At 71.8% G+C, this 18,834-nt stretch carries 21 protein-coding genes and 1 pseudogene; 14 read left to right on the top strand and 8 right to left on the bottom strand.

Annotated elements, in window-relative coordinates; genetic code table 11:
- Positions 1 to 220 precede the first annotated feature (220 nt).
- Positions 221 to 1,180: a hypothetical protein gene (locus PV721_RS28895; RefSeq protein ID WP_319729180.1), complete on the top strand. Its 960-nt coding sequence runs from the start codon at positions 221 to 223 to the stop codon at positions 1,178 to 1,180.
- 158 nt (positions 1,181 to 1,338) lie between these two features.
- Here the strand turns inward: PV721_RS28895 and PV721_RS28900 are convergent.
- Positions 1,339 to 1,527: pseudogene (locus tag PV721_RS28900) on the bottom strand (transposase); the annotation flags it as partial.
- A 179-nt stretch (positions 1,528 to 1,706) separates the two neighbouring features.
- Between PV721_RS28900 and PV721_RS44070 the strand changes: the two are divergent.
- The 8 genes from PV721_RS44070 (at position 1,707) to PV721_RS28945 (ending at position 8,417) form a co-directional block, all read left to right on the top strand.
- Positions 1,707 to 1,880, top strand: coding sequence for a hypothetical protein (locus PV721_RS44070; protein WP_416371203.1), 174 nt, complete (start codon positions 1,707 to 1,709; stop codon positions 1,878 to 1,880).
- 354 nt (positions 1,881 to 2,234) lie between these two features.
- On the top strand, positions 2,235 to 3,074 hold the full coding sequence (locus tag PV721_RS28915; protein ID WP_319729183.1) for a HipA family kinase: 840 nt from the start codon (positions 2,235 to 2,237) through the stop codon (positions 3,072 to 3,074).
- Complete coding sequence (locus tag PV721_RS28920) at positions 3,071 to 3,454, top strand: DUF3037 domain-containing protein (protein ID WP_319729186.1); 384 nt, start codon at positions 3,071 to 3,073, stop codon at positions 3,452 to 3,454. Before PV721_RS28915 ends, PV721_RS28920 begins: the two co-directional genes overlap by 4 nt.
- 256 nt (positions 3,455 to 3,710) lie before the next feature.
- On the top strand, positions 3,711 to 4,472 hold the full coding sequence (fabG, locus tag PV721_RS28925) for a 3-oxoacyl-ACP reductase FabG (RefSeq protein WP_319729187.1): 762 nt from the start codon (positions 3,711 to 3,713) through the stop codon (positions 4,470 to 4,472).
- A 35-nt stretch (positions 4,473 to 4,507) separates the two neighbouring features.
- Positions 4,508 to 5,269 carry an SDR family oxidoreductase gene (locus tag PV721_RS28930; RefSeq protein ID WP_319729189.1) on the top strand — a complete coding sequence of 254 codons (762 nt, stop codon included), beginning with the start codon at positions 4,508 to 4,510 and terminating at the stop codon, positions 5,267 to 5,269.
- Positions 5,270 to 5,421: 152 nt separating this feature from the next.
- Positions 5,422 to 7,005 (top strand): ABC transporter substrate-binding protein, encoded by a 1,584-nt coding sequence (locus tag PV721_RS28935; protein ID WP_319729191.1) that lies wholly within the window; start codon positions 5,422 to 5,424, stop codon positions 7,003 to 7,005.
- Between the two features lie 110 nt (positions 7,006 to 7,115).
- Positions 7,116 to 7,784, top strand: a complete 669-nt coding sequence (locus PV721_RS28940) for a uracil-DNA glycosylase (RefSeq protein ID WP_030722329.1) — start codon at positions 7,116 to 7,118, stop codon at positions 7,782 to 7,784.
- 96 nt (positions 7,785 to 7,880) lie between these two features.
- Positions 7,881 to 8,417, top strand: coding sequence for a hypothetical protein (locus PV721_RS28945; protein ID WP_319729194.1), 537 nt, complete (start codon positions 7,881 to 7,883; stop codon positions 8,415 to 8,417).
- 43 nt (positions 8,418 to 8,460) lie between these two features.
- On the opposite strand, the gene PV721_RS28950 is transcribed toward PV721_RS28945, so the two are convergent.
- Together PV721_RS28950 and PV721_RS28955 are read right to left on the bottom strand one after the other, a co-directional pair.
- Positions 8,461 to 8,979 carry a hypothetical protein gene (locus PV721_RS28950; protein ID WP_319729197.1) on the bottom strand — a complete coding sequence of 173 codons (519 nt, stop codon included), beginning with the start codon at positions 8,977 to 8,979 and terminating at the stop codon, positions 8,461 to 8,463.
- A gap of 116 nt (positions 8,980 to 9,095) precedes the next feature.
- Entirely contained in the window at positions 9,096 to 9,620 is a 525-nt protein-coding gene (locus PV721_RS28955) for a DinB family protein (RefSeq protein ID WP_319729199.1), read from the bottom strand.
- Between the two features lie 84 nt (positions 9,621 to 9,704).
- Here PV721_RS28955 and PV721_RS28960 point away from each other — a divergent pair, with 84 nt between their 5' ends.
- Positions 9,705 to 10,610, top strand: a complete 906-nt coding sequence (locus PV721_RS28960) for a Gfo/Idh/MocA family oxidoreductase (protein ID WP_319729202.1) — start codon at positions 9,705 to 9,707, stop codon at positions 10,608 to 10,610.
- Here the strand turns inward: PV721_RS28960 and lnt are convergent.
- The 5 genes from lnt to PV721_RS28985 form a co-directional block, all read right to left on the bottom strand.
- Positions 10,555 to 12,129 carry an apolipoprotein N-acyltransferase gene (gene lnt / locus PV721_RS28965; protein WP_319729205.1) on the bottom strand — a complete coding sequence of 525 codons (1,575 nt, stop codon included), beginning with the start codon at positions 12,127 to 12,129 and terminating at the stop codon, positions 10,555 to 10,557. The two genes, PV721_RS28960 and lnt, sit on opposite strands and share 56 nt — an antisense overlap.
- A 45-nt stretch (positions 12,130 to 12,174) precedes the next feature.
- Positions 12,175 to 12,642, bottom strand: coding sequence for a nuclear transport factor 2 family protein (locus PV721_RS28970; RefSeq protein ID WP_319729207.1), 468 nt, complete (start codon positions 12,640 to 12,642; stop codon positions 12,175 to 12,177).
- A gap of 69 nt (positions 12,643 to 12,711) precedes the next feature.
- Positions 12,712 to 12,888 (bottom strand): hypothetical protein, encoded by a 177-nt coding sequence (locus tag PV721_RS28975; RefSeq protein ID WP_319729209.1) that lies wholly within the window; start codon positions 12,886 to 12,888, stop codon positions 12,712 to 12,714.
- A 125-nt stretch (positions 12,889 to 13,013) separates the two neighbouring features.
- Entirely contained in the window at positions 13,014 to 13,892 is an 879-nt protein-coding gene (locus tag PV721_RS28980; RefSeq protein WP_319729211.1) for an undecaprenyl-diphosphate phosphatase, read from the bottom strand.
- 48 nt (positions 13,893 to 13,940) lie between these two features.
- Positions 13,941 to 14,669 (bottom strand): TVP38/TMEM64 family protein, encoded by a 729-nt coding sequence (locus tag PV721_RS28985; protein ID WP_319729214.1) that lies wholly within the window; start codon positions 14,667 to 14,669, stop codon positions 13,941 to 13,943.
- Positions 14,670 to 14,718: 49 nt separating this feature from the next.
- Between PV721_RS28985 and PV721_RS28990 the strand changes: the two genes are divergently transcribed.
- From PV721_RS28990 to PV721_RS29005, 4 genes are all read left to right on the top strand, one after another.
- Positions 14,719 to 15,435, top strand: a complete 717-nt coding sequence (locus PV721_RS28990; protein WP_319729216.1) for a DNA alkylation repair protein — start codon at positions 14,719 to 14,721, stop codon at positions 15,433 to 15,435.
- Between the two features lie 269 nt (positions 15,436 to 15,704).
- Positions 15,705 to 16,886 carry an elongation factor Tu gene (tuf, locus tag PV721_RS28995; protein ID WP_319729217.1) on the top strand — a complete coding sequence of 394 codons (1,182 nt, stop codon included), beginning with the start codon at positions 15,705 to 15,707 and terminating at the stop codon, positions 16,884 to 16,886.
- A 100-nt stretch (positions 16,887 to 16,986) separates the two neighbouring features.
- On the top strand, positions 16,987 to 17,832 hold the full coding sequence (locus PV721_RS29000; RefSeq protein WP_319729219.1) for a patatin-like phospholipase family protein: 846 nt from the start codon (positions 16,987 to 16,989) through the stop codon (positions 17,830 to 17,832).
- 123 nt (positions 17,833 to 17,955) lie between these two features.
- Positions 17,956 to 18,747 (top strand): fused MFS/spermidine synthase, encoded by a 792-nt coding sequence (locus tag PV721_RS29005; RefSeq protein WP_319729225.1) that lies wholly within the window; start codon positions 17,956 to 17,958, stop codon positions 18,745 to 18,747.
- Positions 18,748 to 18,834: the final 87 nt, after the last annotated feature.

Below are 18,834 nucleotides of genomic sequence, written 5' to 3' on the forward strand. Positions count from 1 at the left end.
TTATTGGCCGTGTAGTCGCCGCTCTCCGGGATGCCCACATCCCAGTGGGCCATAAACCAGCTCCGCCGCACCCGGTACCCCTTTGGTGCTGTGTCGAGGCACTCGCGGGACGTGTCATGCCGTACTGGGCCCTGCGCCCCGCGCAGCGTAGCGGGCGCAGGCCCACGTACAGCAGTACACGTCCTGCGAGAACCTCAGCACCGACCCGAACGACAGCCGGGTGCCGCTGAGCGGGTTCATCGGCGCCGGGGACTGGGGCATCACGGAGCGCGGCGTCTGCACGGACAAGAAGGCGCGGGGCGAGATCGTCCTCTTCCTGACCCCGGACATGAAGGCCTTCCAGCAGGCCGCCAAGGACAACGCCGCGAAGCTGCTCGCCGAGGGCCGGGACAACACCGACCTCGCCAGCCGCACGGTCGTGGGCAAGACCTTCGCCCTGACCGCGCTCAAGACCGCCACCGCCGTGTCCCTGGTCGACCCGCCCAACTCCGACCTGCGCATCCTGAGCTGCAACCCCGACGTCTTCGTCCCGGAGGGGTTCAAGAAGGAGAAGGCCCTGGTCGAGGGCTGCTTCCTCACCGACTACGTCAACAGCCCCGACGGCCAGGGCAGCCCCCACCGCGGGGCGGTCCGCGACCCCTCCACCGAGGGAGCCGCGAAACCGGGCCAGCCATCCACCGGCAGCCTGGGCCTGCCGAGCGCCGGCAGCATCGCCGAGCTCAAGAAGCTCGTCAGCCCGCACACGGTCGACTGCACGAGCATGAAGGTCACCGACGAGCAGGTACAGTCGATCGACTACATGCCGGTCGTCGACGGCCCCGCGAGCGCTTGGGGCGTCGAGCAGCGAGCGGTCTGCGGCCAGCTCGGCGGGGAGCAGCGCGCGCACAACCTGAACTGGCTGGACACCGTCTCCGACATGAAGACCCTCCAGACCAAGGCCAAGGCGGCGCAGCTGGCCGACCTGAAGGACGACGGGCGCCTCAAGGCCACTGCGAGCAAGCTGCTGGTCGGCACGAACATCGCCGTGGAGACCAACAACGCGAGCGTCCGCCGCGGGCTCTACCAGCTCCAGTTCCTGTACCTGAACTGCGAGACCGGCTTCACCGCGCCAGCCGGCTACCGGCTGGAGAAGGCCCAGGTCGAGGGCTGCGTCCTGACCAACTACGAGCGCCCGAGCTGACACACGGCCGTCCGGGGCGTGCGCGGCGCGCCCTGGGGGGGTATCGACTGGGGTGTTCCGCCATCCGCGCACCAGAAGCACCAGGAGCACCAGGAGCCGCCATGTCACTCTTCATGCCGGATTTCGACGACTCCGTGGTCGTCCGCGGCGGCGTACGACCAGACGGTCTGCCACGGCCCATACCGCTCGGGCAGGTCACACCACGGAGCCCCGGTCCGCAACCGCCACAGCACACCATTGACCACCTGCCGGTGATCACGCCACGGCCGACCACGCCCATCCACCTGCGGCAACAAGGGCTCTATCCACTCCCACGCCGCCTCCGTCAACTCACCTCGACCTGCCACAAGATCAATTATCAGACAGGCATTAGTACTCCAGCAGTACTTCGTGGCTTGACCTGGGGAAACGTCGAGCGGTGGGACTGTAGCGGGCAGGCTGCCGTCACGGACGGCTTCTGCCCGCCGGCCCCTCGAAGGAGTGCCCACGACGGCAAGGTGGTCACGGACCGGGGAAGCCTCGGGCCGTGACCACCGAGCAGGCAAGCGAGACCTGGGACCGCGACCAGGACCACCTCTTCCCCACCATCGGACACCACTTCGGGCGCCCCGGCGGGGTACTGATCGTCGACGACACCGGCTTCCTGAAAAAGGGCACCTCCTCCTGGACCTGCACCGTGTTGTGGTCACTCCGCTACTAGGAGCCCCAGCCCGGACCTGCCGGACCGGTGTCTTCGCCGCCTGCGCCACCACAGCCGGCCGTGGGGTGTGGCCTCGGGCAGGGGGAAAGCCGGCGAGTCAGTGGTGACGTTGGCGCGGTGGCTGGGCACTCGTCCCCGACGATCACGCTCCACCACTATGCTCACGTCGGGCCTGAGGCTGGCGGCAAGGGGCGCCGGGCCATCGACGGGCTGCTGGGGGAGCACGGGGGAGTGAGGCTGTTGGCCAGAACTCCCCAGATTCTCCCCAGGGCTGATGGGCGGTCTTCGCGGGATGGGTAGGGACTCGACCCTTGCCTTGGATCGTAAAGTGCGGTCGCCAGATAGCCTGGTGAAATGCTCACAGAAGTGATCGCGACCCGCTATGTGACGCCCCTGCGTGAGGGCGGCTCGCTCCCGGGAATCGTCGAGGCCGACGACCTCGGTACCTACGTCATGAAATTCACCGGAGCCGGCCAGGGTCGCAAGACCCTGGTCGCCGAGGTCATCTGCGGCCGCCTGGCCCAGCGGCTGGGACTGCGCGTGCCGACCCTGGTCCAGATGCAGCTCGACCCCGTCATCGGGCTCGGCGAGCCCGACCAGGAGGTCCAGGAGCTGCTCAAGGCCAGCGGCGGTCTCAACCTCGGCATGGACTACCTGCCCGGCTCGATCGGCTTCGACCCGCTCGCCTACCAGGTGGACCCGGTCGAAGCGGGACGCGTGGTCTGGTTCGACGCCCTCATCAACAACGTCGACCGGTCCTGGCGCAACCCGAACATGCTGGTCTGGCACGGGGACCTCTGGCTCATCGACCACGGCGCCACCATGATCTGGCACCACAACTGGCCCACCGCCACGGCCGCGGCCGCCAAGCCCTACAACGCCTCCGACCACGTACTGGCCCCCGTCGGCCCGGACATCGAGGCCGCGGCCGCGGCCCTCGCCCCGCTGGTCACCGAGGACCTGCTGACGGAGGTCGCGGCCGACGTCCCCGACGAATGGCTGGTCGACGAACCGGGCTTCGACTCCACCGACGCGCTCCGCCGCGCCTACGTGGAGGCGCTGCTGCCGCGCGCGGCCACGATCCACGAGAGGATCACCATGGAGGCCGAGGTCAAGCAGCGGTCCGGTCCGCCGGGCTGGCTGGCCGAACGCCTCGCCCCCCTGCCCCACAAGAAGAAGAGCGACGACGAGTGACCAAGCGGGACGTGTTCGAGTACGCGCTGGTGCGTGTGGTGCCCCGGATGGAACGGGGTGAGTGCTTCAACGCCGGAGTGATCGTCTACTGCCGGGCCCATTCGTACGTCGCCGCGCGCACCCACCTCGACGAGGCGAAGCTCCTCGCGCTGGATCCGGGAGCGGACGTGGCGGGGGTGCGGGCCGCGTTGCACGGGGTCGAGGGCGTGTGCGCGGGCGGCGAGTCCGCCGGGCAGGCGGCGGGCGACGACGCCGGGCGGCGGTTCCGGTGGCTGATCGCTCCGCGGAGCACGGTGGTGCAGCCGGGGCCGGTGCACACCGGCCTGACGGCCGATCCCGCGGCGGAGGTGGAGCGGCTGCTCGACCTGCTGGTCCGCTGACCGGGGTCCCGCCGGCGGGCCGGTGAGGTGCCGGGGCGCCGCCCCGGGCCCCGCGCCTCGATCGCCGGCGGGGCTGGATGTGTGCCGGCGGGGCCGGATGCGTGCCGGTCGGGTGGGCCCGCGCCTCGAACGACGGCGCGTCCCGAACTGCCGCCGTTGACACCGGGTGCCAGGGCTCCTAGCGTCTCCTCAGCTGAAGCTACTAAGCGGTTGCTCACCTCTGGGCGGCCGTCTCTCAAGGGCGAGGAGATCCAGCATGTCCACCACCGAGCAGCGCGTCGCGATCGTGACCGGGGCGGCCCGGGGCATCGGCGCGGCCACCGCCGTACGCCTGGCCGCCGAGGGCCGGGCCGTCGCCGTACTCGACCTCGACGAGGCGGCCTGCAAGGACACCGTGGAGGCGATCACGGCGGCCGGCGGCAAGGCCCTGGCGGTCGGCTGCGACGTCTCCGACGGCGCGCAGGTGGAGGCGGCCGTCGCGCGCGTCGCGAGCGAGCTCGGCGCCCCGACCATCCTGGTCAACAACGCCGGCGTGCTGCGCGACAACCTGCTCTTCAAGATGAGCGAGACCGACTGGGACACCGTCATCAACGTGCACCTGCGCGGTGCCTTCCTGATGTCCAAGGCCTGCCAGAAGCACATGGTGGAGGCCAAGTTCGGCCGCATCGTGAACCTCTCCAGCAGCTCGGCGCTCGGCAACCGCGGCCAGGTCAACTACTCCGCTGCCAAGGCCGGCCTGCAGGGCTTCACCAAGACCCTGGCCATCGAGCTCGGCAAGTTCGGCGTCACCGCCAACGCCGTCGCCCCCGGATTCATCGTCACCGAGATGACCGCCCAGACGGCCGCCCGCGTCGGCATGGGCTTCGAGGACTTCCAGGCGGCGGCCGCCACCCAGATCCCCGTCCAGCGCGTCGGCCGCCCGGACGACATCGCCAACGCCATCGCCTTCTTCACCGGCGAGGCGGCCGGCTTCGTCTCCGGCCAGGTCATGTACGTCGCCGGCGGCCCGCTCAACTGACGAGCGAAGAGATCACGAGAGGCAGGGCTCACGTCATGACGTACGACGGTATCGACAGCGGCAAGGTCGCACTGATCACCGGGGCGAGCCGGGGCATCGGCTACGGCATCGCCGAGGCGCTGGTCGCCCGCGGCGACCGGGTCTGCATCACCGGGCGCAACGAGGAGGCACTCAAGGAGGCCGTCGAGCGGCTCGGTGCGGACCGGGTGATCGGGGTCGCCGGCAAGGCGCACGACGAGGCCCACCAGGCCGTCGCCGTCGAGCGCACGATGGAGGCCTTCGGCCGCGTCGACTTCCTGGTGAACAACGCGGGCACCAATCCGGTCTTCGGGCCGATCGCGGACCTGGACCTCGGAGTCGCCCGCAAGGTCTTCGAGACCAATGTGATCTCGGCGCTCGGCTTCGCCCAGCGGACCTGGCACGCCTGGCAGAAGGACAACGGCGGAGCGATCGTGAACATCGCCTCCATCGCCGGCGTCTCGGCCTCGCCGTTCATCGGGGCGTACGGGATGAGCAAGGCCGCCATGGTCAACCTCACCCTCCAGCTCGCCCACGAGATGGCACCGGGTGTCCGGGTCAACGCCATCGCCCCCGCGGTGGTCAAGACCCAGTTCGCGCAGGCGCTCTACGAGGGCCGGGAACAGGAGGCCGCGGCCGCCTATCCGCTCGGCCGGCTGGGGCACCCGGAGGACATCGGAGGGGCCGCCGCGTTTCTTACATCTGCACAAGCGGAATGGATCACGGGCCAAACTCTGGTCGTCGACGGTGGGATGTTCCTCAATGCTGGAGTCCACTGACCGATAATCGGACGTATTTGCCTCCGAAAGGGAGGTAAATGCGTATCGAATGTGCACGAAACCGGTCAAGTGCCCCACGAAACCACCCCATTGGATTCGTGGGGCACTGCGGTAGGGTCTGCCGCACCCCTGGCTGATCGAGGAGCGTGCACGTGTTCAACCGGACCAGATGCCTGCAGATCACTGCGGCCCTTGCGTCCATATCCCTGCTCGCCGGATGCGGCCTGCTGTCGGAGGACAACGACGACGACGCCAAGAGGATCGTCGTCGGCACCACGAGCGCACCGAGCACCCTCGATCCTGCCGCGGCGTGGGACGGCTCCTGGGAGCTGTACCGGAACGTCTACCAGACCCTGCTGGCGTTCCCCACGGGCTCCACCAAGCCCCAGCCCGACGCCGCCCAGAGCTGCGAGTTCACGGACGGCGCGAGCCAGGCCTACCGGTGCACCCTGCGCAAGGGCCTGAAGTTCTCCAACGGCGAGGCGCTCGACGCCAAGGCCGTCAAGTACTCCCTCGAGCGCATCAAGACGATCGGCTCCAAGGTCGGCCCGAAGGACCTCTTCGGCAGCCTCGACAAGATCGAGACCCCGGACGCCCAGACGGTCGTCTTCCACCTGAACACCTCGGACGCCACGTTCCCGTACGTCCTCGGTTCGCCCGCCGCCTCGCTGGTCGCGCCCAAGGACTACCCCGCCGACAAGGTGCGCCAGGACGGCAAGATCACCGGCTCCGGCCCGTACGTGCTCGACTCGTACAAGGAGGGCAGCGAGGCCGTCCTCAGCGACAACGGGAGCTACGCGGGCTTCGCCAACCGCCGTAACAAGGCGGTCACCATCCGCTACTTCCAGGACTCCCAGAAGATGGTCTCGGCCCTGAAGGCCAAGGAGATCGACGCCACCTACCGAGGCCTGTCGGCCACGGAGGTCACGGACCTGCAGACCCCCGCGGCGCACGCGCAGGGCGTCCAGGTCGTCGAGAACGTCGGCGCCGAGATCCGCTATCTGGTCTTCAACCCCAAGGACCCCGCGGTCAACAAGCTCGCGGTCCGCCAGGCGATCGCCCAGACCGTCGACCGCGGGACGCTCGTCTCCAAGGTCTACCAGGGCACCGCGGAGCCGCTGTACTCGATGGTTCCCAAGGGCGTCGTCGGCCACAAGACGCCCTACTACGACAAGTACGGCGCCGCGGACGTCGCCAAGGCCAAGAAGCTCCTCAAGGACGCCGGGGTCCCCACGCCGGTCGACCTGACCTTCTGGTACACCACCGACCGGTACGGCTCCTCCACCGCAGAGGAGTTCACCGAGCTCAAGCGGCAGCTGGACGAGAGCCAGCTCTTCCGGATCACCCTGCGCAGCCAGCCCTGGAAGGCCTTCCAGGAGGGCTACAAGGGCCAGGAGTACCCGATCTTCGGCCGAGGCTGGTTCCCCGACTTCCCGGACCCGGACAACTTCATCGCGCCGTTCGTCGGCAAGGAGAACGCGGTCGGCACCCCGTACGAGCCCACGGAGATCACGAACGAGCTGCTGCCCAAGTCGCGCCGCGACGGCGACCGCTCCGCCGGCGTCCAGCAGTTCGAGAAGGCGCAGCAGATCTTCGCCGAGGACGTCCGGCTGCTGCCCCTGTGGCAGGGCAAGCTGTACGTCGCCGCGCAAGAGGACATCGCGGGCGCCGAGCGGGCGCTGGACCCGCAGACCGCCATGCAGATGTGGGAGCTGTACCGCAAGACCAGCTGGTAGCGGCCCCGCCCGGGGCATCCGCCCCGGGCGGCCGACGCGTTGTCAGTGGCCCCCGGTAGGTTCTGGAGCAGTTGCACGAACTTGTACCGGAGGTTTTCGACGTGACCCAGATGCTGCCCGAGTCCTGGCTCCCCGTCCTCGGCGGGGAGCTGGACCAGCCCTACTTCAAAGAACTCACCGAGTTCGTCGAGAAGGAACGGGCGAACGGGCCGGTCTACCCGCCCCGCGAGCAGGTGTTCGCGGCCCTGGAGGCCACTCCCTTCGACCAGGTGAAGGTGCTCGTCCTGGGCCAGGACCCCTACCACGGCGCCGGCCAGGGGCACGGCCTGTGCTTCTCCGTGCAGCCCGGGGTCAAGACCCCGCCGTCGCTGCGCAACATCTACAAGGAGATGAAGGAGGAGCTCGGCCTGCCGGTCCCGGACAACGGGTACCTGATGCCGTGGGCCCGCCAGGGCGTCCTGCTGCTCAACGCCGTCCTCACCGTCCGGGAGGCCGAGCCCAATTCGCACAAGGGCAAGGGCTGGGAGAAGTTCACCGACGCCGTGATCCGCGCGGTGTCCGAGCGGCCCGACCCGGCCGTTTTCGTCCTGTGGGGCGCCTACGCCCAGAAGAAGATCCCGCTGATCGACGAGGAGCGGCACGTCGTGGTCAAGGGGGCCCACCCCTCCCCGCTGTCGGCCAAGAAGTTCTTCGGATCCCGGCCCTTCACGCAGATCAACGAGGCCATCGCCGCCCAGGGCCATGAGCCGATCGACTGGCGGATCCCGGACCTCGGCTGACGCCCCACCGCGCCTCGGCGCCATTGCCGCCACCTCCGGCTAGCTTCGTGATGATCAGACCCGGAGCAGGTCTGGCGGAGCAAGCCGGAGGCCGCGGTGACGGAGCAGCAGGAGGCGTCGGAGGACGCCGTCATGACCAGGATCGGCCAGGCGGTCATCCTGCTGCACGCCGGGGACCGCGAGGAGGCCCGCAACCGGCTCGGCGCGATCTGGGCGGAGATCGGCGAGGAGGGGGACGACCTCCACCGCTGCACCCTCGCGCACTACATGGCGGACGCCCAGGACGACCCCGCCGACGAACTGGCCTGGGACCTGCGGGCCCTGACCGCCGCCGAAGCCCTGGGTGACCGGCCCGTCACCGGGGCCCGGGACGGGGGGCCGGCCCTGCGGGAACCGCATCCCGCGATGCGTGTGTTCTATCCGTCCCTGCACCTCAGCCTGGCTGCCGACTACGTGAAGCTGCAGCGCCCGGAGGCCGCCCGGGTCCACTTGGCGCGGGCCCGGGCGGCCGCCGGGGCCCTCCCGGACGACGGGTACGGGAACGGCGTGCGGGAGGCCATCGCACGGCTGGAGCGGCGCCTGGCCACGGAACCGGGTGCCGGGCCCCGGCCGTTTCCCGAGCAGTCCCCGTAGGGGCGCCGGCCCCCGGGCCGATCCGGACGACGGGCCTTGGCGGTCAGCCGTCGCGGACGCCGGCGCAGATGCGGGCCTCCGGGCTGTCCGGGTGCCAGCGGCCGTGCCGGCGGCCCAGCGCGCACACGTCGGCCGGCCGCACCGGCAGCTTCCGCACCAGCTCGCGCTCCACCTCGGCGTCGCGCCGGGCATGCTCGGGGCGGCCGCCCGGACGCCCCGAGGCGGGCTCGGCGGGCTTCGGCGGCTCCGGGATGTCGGGGACCGGCGGCACGTCCGGTGCGGGCCCGCCGGAGGCGCCCTGACGGGGCTGCCGGGCGGGCGCGGGGGCCACCGGGTGCGCGGGCTGCTCCGGGACCGCCTTCAGTGCCTCCAGGGCGGGCGCCTGGACGACCACGGGGGCGGCCCCGGGCCCGCCGCGTGGCTCGTGGCGCGGTGGCCCGCCGGTGGCCGGGACCGCCGCCGACTGCACGGGACCGGGGCTCACGTTCACGCAGCCGGAGACGGCAGAGACGGCACAGGCGACTCCGAGCAGCAGGGTTGTCGTGGTTCGGGTTGGATGCACCCGCGCAACTCTGCTGTGCGAGGACCCCGTTGCGAAAACCCGGAGCGGATATTCACCCCGCACGGGTGACGGCGAGCGGGGTGTGCGGCGGATCCGGTCCGCCCGGGAGCGAGGCCCTAGTCGCCCGTGGCCCCGTCTATCTGCTCGCGCAGCAGGTCCGCGTGGCCGTTGTGGCGCGCGTACTCCTCGATCATGTGGGTGTAGACCCAGCGCAGGCTGAAGACCTCGCCGCGGTGGTGGCTCTCGGCCTGCGACAGCAGGTCCAGCGAACGGCCCGCGGCGGCCTGGCGCGCCAGTTCGACCTCGGTCTGCCACACCTGCTCGTTCTCGGCCCAGGTGGCGTCGTCGGCGAAGTGGAAGTCGCCGTCCGGGTCCTCGTCGGTGCAGTACAGCTCGGGAAGGTCCTCGCCGAGGAGGATCTCCCGGAACCAGTACCGTTCCACCTCCGCCATGTGCCGTACGAGGCCCAGGAGGCTCAACTCGGAGGGCTCGAGCGGGGTGCGGCGCAGCTGCTCGTCCTGGAGCCCCTCGCACTTCCAGGCGAGGGTCGCGCGGTGGTAGTCGAGCCAGCCGTCCAGCATGTCCCGCTCGTCGGCGGTGGTCGCGGGCTCGGTGCGATGGGTTCCGGAACTGGTGGTCATGAGGGACATCCTCGGTGAACGCGGCCCCTGCCACCAGGGATTAAGCTGCTGAAGTCCCACAAGGATCAACCTGGAGGTCTCCTGGTGAAGGTCGGCTGCATCGGACTCGGCGACATCGCGCAGAAGGCGTACCTGCCCGTCCTCACCACCCGCCCGGGCCTCGAGCTGCACCTGCAGACCCGTACTCCCGCCACGCTGGAGCGGATCGGCGGGATCCACCACGTCCCCGCCGCGCGCCGGCACACCGACCTCGACGCGCTGCTCGCCGAGGGGCTCGACGCGGCCTTCGTGCACGCCTCGACCGCGGCCCACCCCGAGATCGTCACGCGGCTGCTCCGGGCCGGCGTGCCGACGTACGTGGACAAGCCGCTCGCCTACGAGCTCGCGGACTCGGAGCGGTTGGTGGAACTGGCCGAGGAGCAGGGGGTCTCGCTCGCCGTCGGCTTCAACCGCCGTCACGCGCCCGGCTACGCGCAGTGCGCCGACCACCCGCGCGAGCTGATCATCATGCAGAAGAACCGGGTCGGGCTGCCCGAGGACCCGCGCACCCTGGTCCTGGACGACTTCATCCACGTCGTCGACACCCTGCGCTTCCTGCTGCCCGGCGAGACCGATCGCGTCGACGTCCGGGCCGTGGTGCGCGAGGGGCTGATGCACCAGGTCGTGCTCCAACTGTCCGGCGACGGCTTCACCGCACTCGGGATCATGAACCGGCTGTCCGGCTCCACCGAGGAGATCCTGGAGGTCTCCGGCCGGGACACCAAGCGGCAGGTCGTCAACCTCGCCGAGGTCATCGACCACAAGGGCCAGCCGACCGTGCGGCGCCGCGGGGACTGGGTGTCCGTCGCCCGTCAGCGGGGCATCGAGCAGGTCGTGGACCACTTCCTGGAGGCCGTCGAGACCGGCAAGACCCTCAGCGCGCGGGACGCGCTGCTCACCCACCGGTTGTGCGAGCAGGTGGTGGAGTCGGCTCTGGAGCAGGCCTCCTGAGCGTACGGACGCCCGCCACCGCGCAGTACACGGCGAGCGCGGCGAGGGCGGCCCCCACCGGCCAGTCGCCCAAGCGGCCGTAGAGGGTCGTGCCCCGGGCCAGCGGGACCTCGTACACCGCCGCCGTGCTCGCGGAGGTCGGCAGCGCCCCGCCGATCCGCTCGCCGGAGGGGCCGTGCACCACGCTGATGCCCGTGAGGGTTGCGTGCACCATCGGGCGGCCGTTCTCGGCGGCGCGCAGGGCCGCCAGCGAGGCGTGCTGGGCGGGGGCCCAGCTCTCCTGGAAGGTGGAGGTCGCCGACTGGGCGACGAGCAGCGAGGCCCCGTCGAGGGTCAGGCGCCGGCTCATGTCGGGGAAGGCGGACTCGAAGCAGACCAGGGGGCCGAGGCGGACACCGGCGGGGGCGCCGGTGCCGTCCGGCCGCGCGGGGAGGTCCATGACCACCGGCGCCGTGCCGGGCACCCGGTCCTCGCCGGCCGCCTTTCCGACCGAGGTGGCCCAGCCGAGCAGCGCCCGGGCCGGCACGTACTCCCCGAAGGGGACGAGCCGCATCTTGTCGTACTGGTCGCCGGTGGGGCCTGCGGGGCCCACGAGCACCGCGCTCTTGCGGATCCCCGGCCGGTCCGCCTGCCGCGCGTCCACGTTCACCAGCAGCGGAGCCCCGACCTCCGCCGACAGCGAGGCCAGCCGCCGGGCCAGGTCCGGGCGGGCCGTCAGGTCCTCGCCGACGCTGCTCTCGCCCCACACCACGAGGTCGACCCGCTGCCCGGCCAGCGGCCGGGTCAGCCGCTCACCGGCCGCGAACCGCCGCTCCGCGCTGTCCGGGCCGTCCGGCACCGGGCCCGGCTGTACGACGGCCACGCGCAGCCGGCCGGACTCCGTCGGGCCCGCCGCCCACACCCACACCACTGCCGTCAGCACCGCACACCCGGTCACCCCCGCCACCGCCGGGATCCGCGCCCCCGGCACCGTCAGCAGCAGCACCAGGGCGCAGTTCACCGCCACCACCAGCAGGCTGACCAGCCACACGCCGCCCACGGAGGCCAGCCGCAGCGCGGGCGGCACCTGCCACTGACTCGCCCCCAGGAGCCCCCACGGCCCGCCCAGCCCCTGCCAGGACCGGACCAGCTCCGACAGCAGCCATACCGCCGGTACGAGGACCAGCGCGGACGCCGACCGGCCGGCCGACGGGATCCCGCCGAGCAGCTCCCGCACCAGGAGCGCCCAGGGGATCCAGAGCAGCCCCAGCAGCGCGGCCACCGGGATCAGGAAGACGTGCAGGCTGGGCAGCAGCCAGTGGTGGACGGCCAGGATGAACCCCGCGCCGCCGAGCCAGCCCTCCAGGGCGGCCCGCCGCCCGGTGGGGGCCGACCTCAGCAGCAGCATCCAGGGCACGAGGGCGACGTAGGCGAACCACCAGAGGGCGGGGGCGGGGAAGGCGAGGGCGGGCAGCGCGCCCGCGGCAACGGCGGAGGGCGCGCGCCAGCGACGCATCCAGTCGTTCCGCATCGCGACCATGGCGCGCCTCCGCTTTCCAGTCTGGCAGTGCAGGGCCGGGCAGGCTCAGGCGGACATGTGCCGCCACGTCTCGTGCACGGTGACGCGGGTGAGCCGCCAGCCGTCACGGGTGCGGGCCAGCGCGAAGGCGTAGCGTCCGGCGGCGACGAAGTTGGGAGCGGTGACGGTGGGATCGGACTCCGGCCCCGCCAGGCGCATCGGGTTGAGGAAGTCCGCCCGGACCTCGGCGCTGTCGCCGGGCGAACCGCCCACGTCCTCCAGCCGGACCAGCCGGTTGACGATCAGGTGCTGTCGCACGGGGAAGAGCTTCATGGTCTCCGCGAGCCAGTCCGCGACCTCCCCCACCGAACCCTCGATCCCGCCCGCCGAGCTGTAGTCGACCCGCCCGGAGGCGGTGAAGAGGGCGCGGTAGGCGGCCCAGTCGCCGTCGTCGACGGCCACCGCGTAGCCCGTGACCACCTCGTCGATCGCCAGCCGGTCCATCACCGTCGCGAGATCCACACGCTGAGTCATCGGGTCAGTGTGGGGCTGCGCGGGCGCGAGGCCAAGGGGCGTGCGCCGACCGGGCCTTCCCGCGGGCGCTCAGTGACCGGAACGGGCCTCCCGCTGGCGGACCACGACGAGGAACGCGTCGCTGTCCAGGTCCATGACCACCTCGGCCGGCACCCCCTCCCGCATGCGCTGCGCCGCGTACTCCTCGGCGGGCCAGCTCCCCCTCGGACTTCCGGCCGGAAAACGCTCCAGCACCACTCGACCCATGGGACACCCCCTGCTTGCTTGCCTTCCGGTCTCTTCAGGTCTCTTCAGGCACAACGACGCGGAAGCCGCCCGGGAACGTTCCCGAGCGGCTTCCGGTTCACGCGAAGGGGGTGGAGCGGGTCCCGCTAGGAGCCGGACTCACCCGCGTGCGGGCTCAGCACGTCCGTGCCGATCAGCGCGAACAGGAGGATGCCCAGGAGGATCCGGTAGATCACGAAGGGCATGAAGCTCTTGGTCGAGATGAACTTCATGAACCAGGCGATCACGGCGTAGCCCACGAAGAAGGCGATGACCGTGGCGAAGATCGTCGGACCCCAGGAGATGTGGCCCGGCTCCTCGACCACGTCCAGGATCTCGAACGCGCCCGAGGCCAGGACGGCCGGGATGGCGAGGAGGAAGGAGTACCGCGCCGCGGCCTCGCGGGTGAAGCCCAGCAGCAGACCGCCGGAGATCGTCGCGCCGGACCGGGAGACGCCCGGGATCAGGGCCATCGCCTGGCAGGCACCGAAGATCAGGCCGTCCTTGACGCTGAGCTCCTTGAGCGTCTTGCGCTCGCGGATGGCGCGGTGCCGACCGCCCTCCTCGTCGCGTGCGGCCAGCCGGTCGGCGACGCCGAGCACGATGCCCATCACGATGAGGGTGGTCGCCGTCAGCCGCAGGTCACGGGCCGGGCCCACGATCGCGTCCTTGAAGACCAGACCGAGGACGCCGATCGGAATCGAGCCGACGATCACCAGCCAGCCCATCTTGGCGTCCTGCTCGGAGCGCAGGGCCTTCGTGTACAGGGAACGGAACCAGGTGGAGATGATCCGCGCGATGTCCTTGCGGAAATAGATCAGGACGGCGGCCTCGGTGCCGATCTGGGTGATCGCGGTGAAGGCCGCTCCTGGGTCGTGCCAGCCGGCGAACGCCGCGGTCAGCCGCAGGTGGGCGCTGGAGGAGATCGGGAGGAACTCCGTAAGCCCCTGGACGAGACCGAGGATTAGGGATTCGAACCAGCTCATGTCGGGGTGCGCTCGTCCTTGTGATCGTCGGGCAGTTCGCGTCCGATGCTAGGGCCCGTGCGAAGTGCCACTGACCACTGGGGGGTGCTGGGGCGTCAGTTCGTACGCCGAATCCCGGGATCGCGGGGGTGCCAGGCGGTGCCGCTTGCGCCAGGCGACGGCTCCGGCCGCCACCACCGAGACCACGATGAAGCCGAAGGAGACCAGGAAGGCGGGCGAACCGGGGGAGGAGGCGCTGGCCCCGGCGATCACGTAGGCGGTGGTGTTCGGTACCACGCCGAGCGCCGTCGCGAGGAGGAACGGACCCCAGCCGCAGCGGGACACCGCCGCGCAGTAGTTGGCCACCACGAAGGGCACGCCCGGAAAGAGCCGGACGGCGAGCATCGAGCGGAAGCCGTGCCGGCTGAGCTGGCCGTCCGCCGCCTCGATCCAGCGGCCCCGCAGGTACGGACGCAAAGCGTCCTGGCCCATGATCCGGCCGAGGCCGAAGGCGATCGCGGCGCCGAGGACGGTACCGCCGACCGCTGCGACGAGGCCGAACTGGGTGCCGAAGACGGCTCCCGCGGCCAGATTCAGCAAGGGGCGCGGTACGAAGGCCGCCGCGCACACACCGTACGCGGATGCGAACAGCAGGACCGCCGTGCCCACCGGGAGGCCCGAGGGCCAGCCCTCCGAGAGCAGGCGCTGGGGCTCGAACAGCAGCACGCACAGGCCGGCCGCGACGAGCAGCACGACGAGCAGCGACAGCCGGGTCCACGGCGCGAGGAGGAGGGACATCCCGGGAGACTAGCCGACGTATGCGGCGTCGCGCCGTAATCTGGTCCTCATGCTGTCGAACGACCGGCGACCCCCGAGGGTTCCCGGCAGCCCCCTCGCGGACACCCTGCTGGACCGGCTGACCAGGACGTACGCGGCAGCGGCCGACCCCGCGCGGGCCGAGGCGACGGCCGCGTACATGAAGGGCGTCGCACCCTTCCTCGGCATCCCGACGCCGCTGCGCCGCGAACTGTCGAAGGCCGTGACCCGGGACGCCCCCGAGCCGTCGGAGGCGGACTGCGCGGCGCTCGCACTGCGCTGCTGGCGGCTCCCCGAGCGCGAGTACCACTACTTCGCGGTGGACTACCTGCGCCGCCACGTCTCCAGGTGCTCCTCCGGCTTCCTGGCGGTGGTCCGGCACCTGATCGTCACCGTCCCCTGGTGGGACACCGTCGATCTGCTGGCCGCGCACACGGTCGGCCCGCTGGTGGCCGCCGACCCGGAGCTGGCGGAGGTGATGGACGAGTGGATAGAGGACGAGGACCTGTGGCTCGCCCGCGCCGCCCTGCTGCACCAGCTCCGCTACAAGGACGCCACCGACACCGGGCGCCTCTTCGCCTACTGCCGCCGCCGGGCCGGCCACCCGGACTTCTTCCTGCGCAAGGCCATCGGCTGGTCCCTGCGGGAGTACGCGAAGACCGACCCCGGCGCGGTACGCGCCTTCGTCGAGGCCGAACGCGGCACCCTGGCCCCGCTGTCCGTGCGCGAGGCACTCAAGAACCTCTGAGGGCCCGCCGGTCCGTCCGTTAAATCATTCGACGGGCCCGGGACGGTCCGGCACGATCAGGGGCATGTCCCGGTTCGCCTTCCCCGCAGCGCCGTCCGCAGTCGCGGACGCGCCGAAGGCTGCCGAATCCGCGTTTCCCGCAGAGGCCTTCGCCGCATTCGACGGCGCACGAAGCTGACCCTTCCCGGATCGTCCGGCGGACCCCGCAGGGGGAGGGTCGGCTCGGTTCAGGGGTCCCGATCGTGCTTCGAGCAACGGGAAAAGACATCATGGCCAAGACGGCCTTCGTGCGGACCAAGCCGCACCTCAACATCGGCACCATGGGTCACGTCGACCACGGCAAGACCACCCTCACCGCCGCCATCACCAAGGTCCTCGCCGAGCGCGGCGGCGCCTCCTTCGTGCCCTTCGACCGCATCGACCGGGCCCCCGAGGAGGCCCGGCGCGGCATCACCATCAACCTCACGCACGTCGAGTACGAGACCGACACCCGGCACTACGCCCACGTGGACATGCCCGGCCACGCGGACTACATCAAGAACATGGTCACCGGTGCCGCGCAGCTCGACGGGGCGATCCTCGTCGTCTCCGCCCTCGACGGGGTCATGCCGCAAACGGCCGAGCACGTGCTCCTCGCCCGGCAGGTCGGCGTCGACCACATCGTCGTCGCGCTGAACAAGGCCGACGCCGGAGACCCCGAGCTGACCGACCTGGTCGAGCTGGAGGTCCGCGAGCTGCTCACCGCGCACGGCTACGGCGGGGACGCGGCGCCGGTCGTACGGGTCTCCGGGCTCGGGGCGCTGGAGGGCGACCCGCGGTGGACCGGGGCGGTCGAGGCGCTGCTGGACGCGGTGGACACGTACGTGCCGACGCCGGTGCGGTACACGGACGCGCCGTTCCTGCTGCCGGTGGAGAACGTGCTGACCATCACCGGGCGCGGGACCGTCGTGACCGGAGCCGTCGAGCGCGGCAGCGTACGCCTCGGCGACCGCGTCGCGATCCTGGGCGGCGACGGCGAGCCGGCCGAGACGGTCGTCACCGGACTGGAGACCTTCGGGAAGCCGATGGAGTCCGCCGAGGCCGGGGACAACGTCGCGCTGCTGCTGCGCGGGGTCCCGCGCGACGGCGTCCGCCGCGGGCACGTGGTGGCCGCGCCCGGCAGCGTGTCGCCCAAGCGGCGCTTCACCGCGCAGGTGTACGTGCTCTCCGGGCGCGAGGGCGGCCGTACGACTCCGGTCGCCACCGGCTACCGGCCGCAGTTCTACATCCGCACCGCCGACGTGGTGGGGGACGTGGACCTGGGCGGGGCCGGCGTGGCCCGGCCCGGGCAGACGGTCACGATGACCGTCGAGCTCGGGCGGGACGTCCCGCTGGAGCCGGGGCTCGGCTTCGCGATCCGCGAGGGCGGGCGGACGGTCGGCGCGGGAACCGTGACGGCCGTCCTGGGATGACCCGGCCGACCTGAGGCGGACCCCTCTGTGGTGACGGCGGAGCTGCTGCGCCAGACTGCCGTCACCACAGGCATGCGCGAAAGCAGAGGGGCGGGCGGAGATGGGCGGCGACACGGCACTGGTGCTGGGCGGCGGGGGACTGACGGGCGTGGGCTGGGAGTGCGGAATCCTGTACGGGCTCGCCCGCGCGGGCGTCGACCTCACCACCGCAGACCTCGTCGTCGGCACCTCGGCGGGCTCGGTGGTCGGCGCCCAGCTCACCTGCGGGCAGCTGTCCGTGCGGGAGCTGTACGAGCGCCAGCTCGGCGACGCCACCGGGGAGATCGCCGCGAGACTGGGGGCCGGGGTGATCGCGCGGTACGCCGTCGCGATGGTCCGCTCCCGCAACGCGACGGCCTACCGGCAGCGGGTCGGCGCCATGGCGCTGGCCGCCGACACCGGGGCGGAGGCCGATCGGCGCGCGGTGCTCGCCGCCCGGCTGGTCTCGCACGAATGGCCCGAGCGGCGGCTCGTCGTCACCGCCGTGGACGCGGTCACCGGCGAACCGGCCGACTTCGACCGGGAGAGCGGCGCGGGGCTCGTCGACGCGGTCTCGGCGAGCTGCGCGGTGCCGGGGGTGTGGCCGCCGGTGACGGTCGGCGGACGGCGCTTCATCGACGGAGGCGTCCGCTCCGCGACCAACGCCGATCTCGCCGCGGGATACGACCGCGTCGTGATCATCGCGCCGATCTCGCTCGGCTCCGGGCTCGTCCCCTCGCCGGCCGCGCAGGCCGCACGGCTGCGGGAAGCGGGGGCGCGGGTCCTGGTGATCACCCCGTCGGCGGAGGCCCGCAAGGCGTTCGGGCGCAACGTACTCGACCCCGCCCGGCGGGACCCCGCGGCGCGGGCCGGTCTGGCGCAGGGGGCGGAGCACGCCGAGGAGGCGGCCGCGGTCTGGTCCGCCTGAGCCGGGTCCGATCCGGTCCCGCCCCCTGGCCGACCGTCCCGTTGCGGACCGCCCGACAATGGTGGGGTGAGCGACGAACAGATCCCGGTCGTCCGGGACGTGGGCCAGGGCACCGCCAAGCTGATGCCGGACGTGGACGCGGAGCGGGCCTGGCTGCTGACCGTCGACGGGTCCCCGCAGTCGTATGTGGACCTGGACGATCCGGAACACCTGGAATTCGAGTACGCACGCCGCCTCGCGCACGTCCTGGACTGCGCGGCGGAGCCCGGGCGCGCACTGGACCTCCTGCACCTGGGCGGCGGCGCGCTCACCCTGCCCCGCTACGCGGCGGCGACCCGGGCGGGATCCCGGCAGGCGGTCGTCGAGTTCGACGCCGGCCTGGTCGACATGATCGCCGAACACCTGCCGCTGCCGGAGGGGTCCGGGATCACGGTGCACACCGCCGACGCCCGGGCCTGGCTGGAGGCGGTGCCGGCCGCGAGCGCGGACGTGGTGGTGGCCGACGTCTTCGGCGGCTCGCGGGTGCCGGCGCAGCTGACGTCGGTGGAGTACGCGCGGGCGGCGGCGCGGGTGCTGCGGCCCGGCGGGCTGTACGCGGCGAACCTGGCCGACGGGGCGCCGTTCGACTTCCTGCGGGCGCAACTGGCGAACTTCGCGGCGGCGTTCGGGGAGCTGGCGCTGGTCGCGGAGCCGGGCGTGCTGCGGGGGCGGCGGTTCGGGAACGCGGTGCTGCTGGCTTCCGATGCCGGGCTCCCGGTGGCCGCGCTGGCCCGGCGGTGCGCGGGTGACGTGTTTCCCGCGAGGGTGGAGTACGGGGACGGGCTGGTCCGGTTCATGAAGGGCGCGGCGCCCGTGGCCGACGTGGACGCGGCGCCCTCGCCGGCCCCGCCGGAGGGTGCGTTCTCGCTGGGCTAAGCCCTCTTGTCGCCGCGCCGTGTCGGGTCCCCGCCCCCGTGTACCGCGCCTCACATGCGGGCGGGGCTGGAGGAAAAAACCTAGCCG

The organism is Streptomyces sp. MB09-01 (assembly GCF_033794505.1).
Classification (GTDB): Bacteria; Actinomycetota; Actinomycetes; order Streptomycetales; family Streptomycetaceae; genus Streptomyces.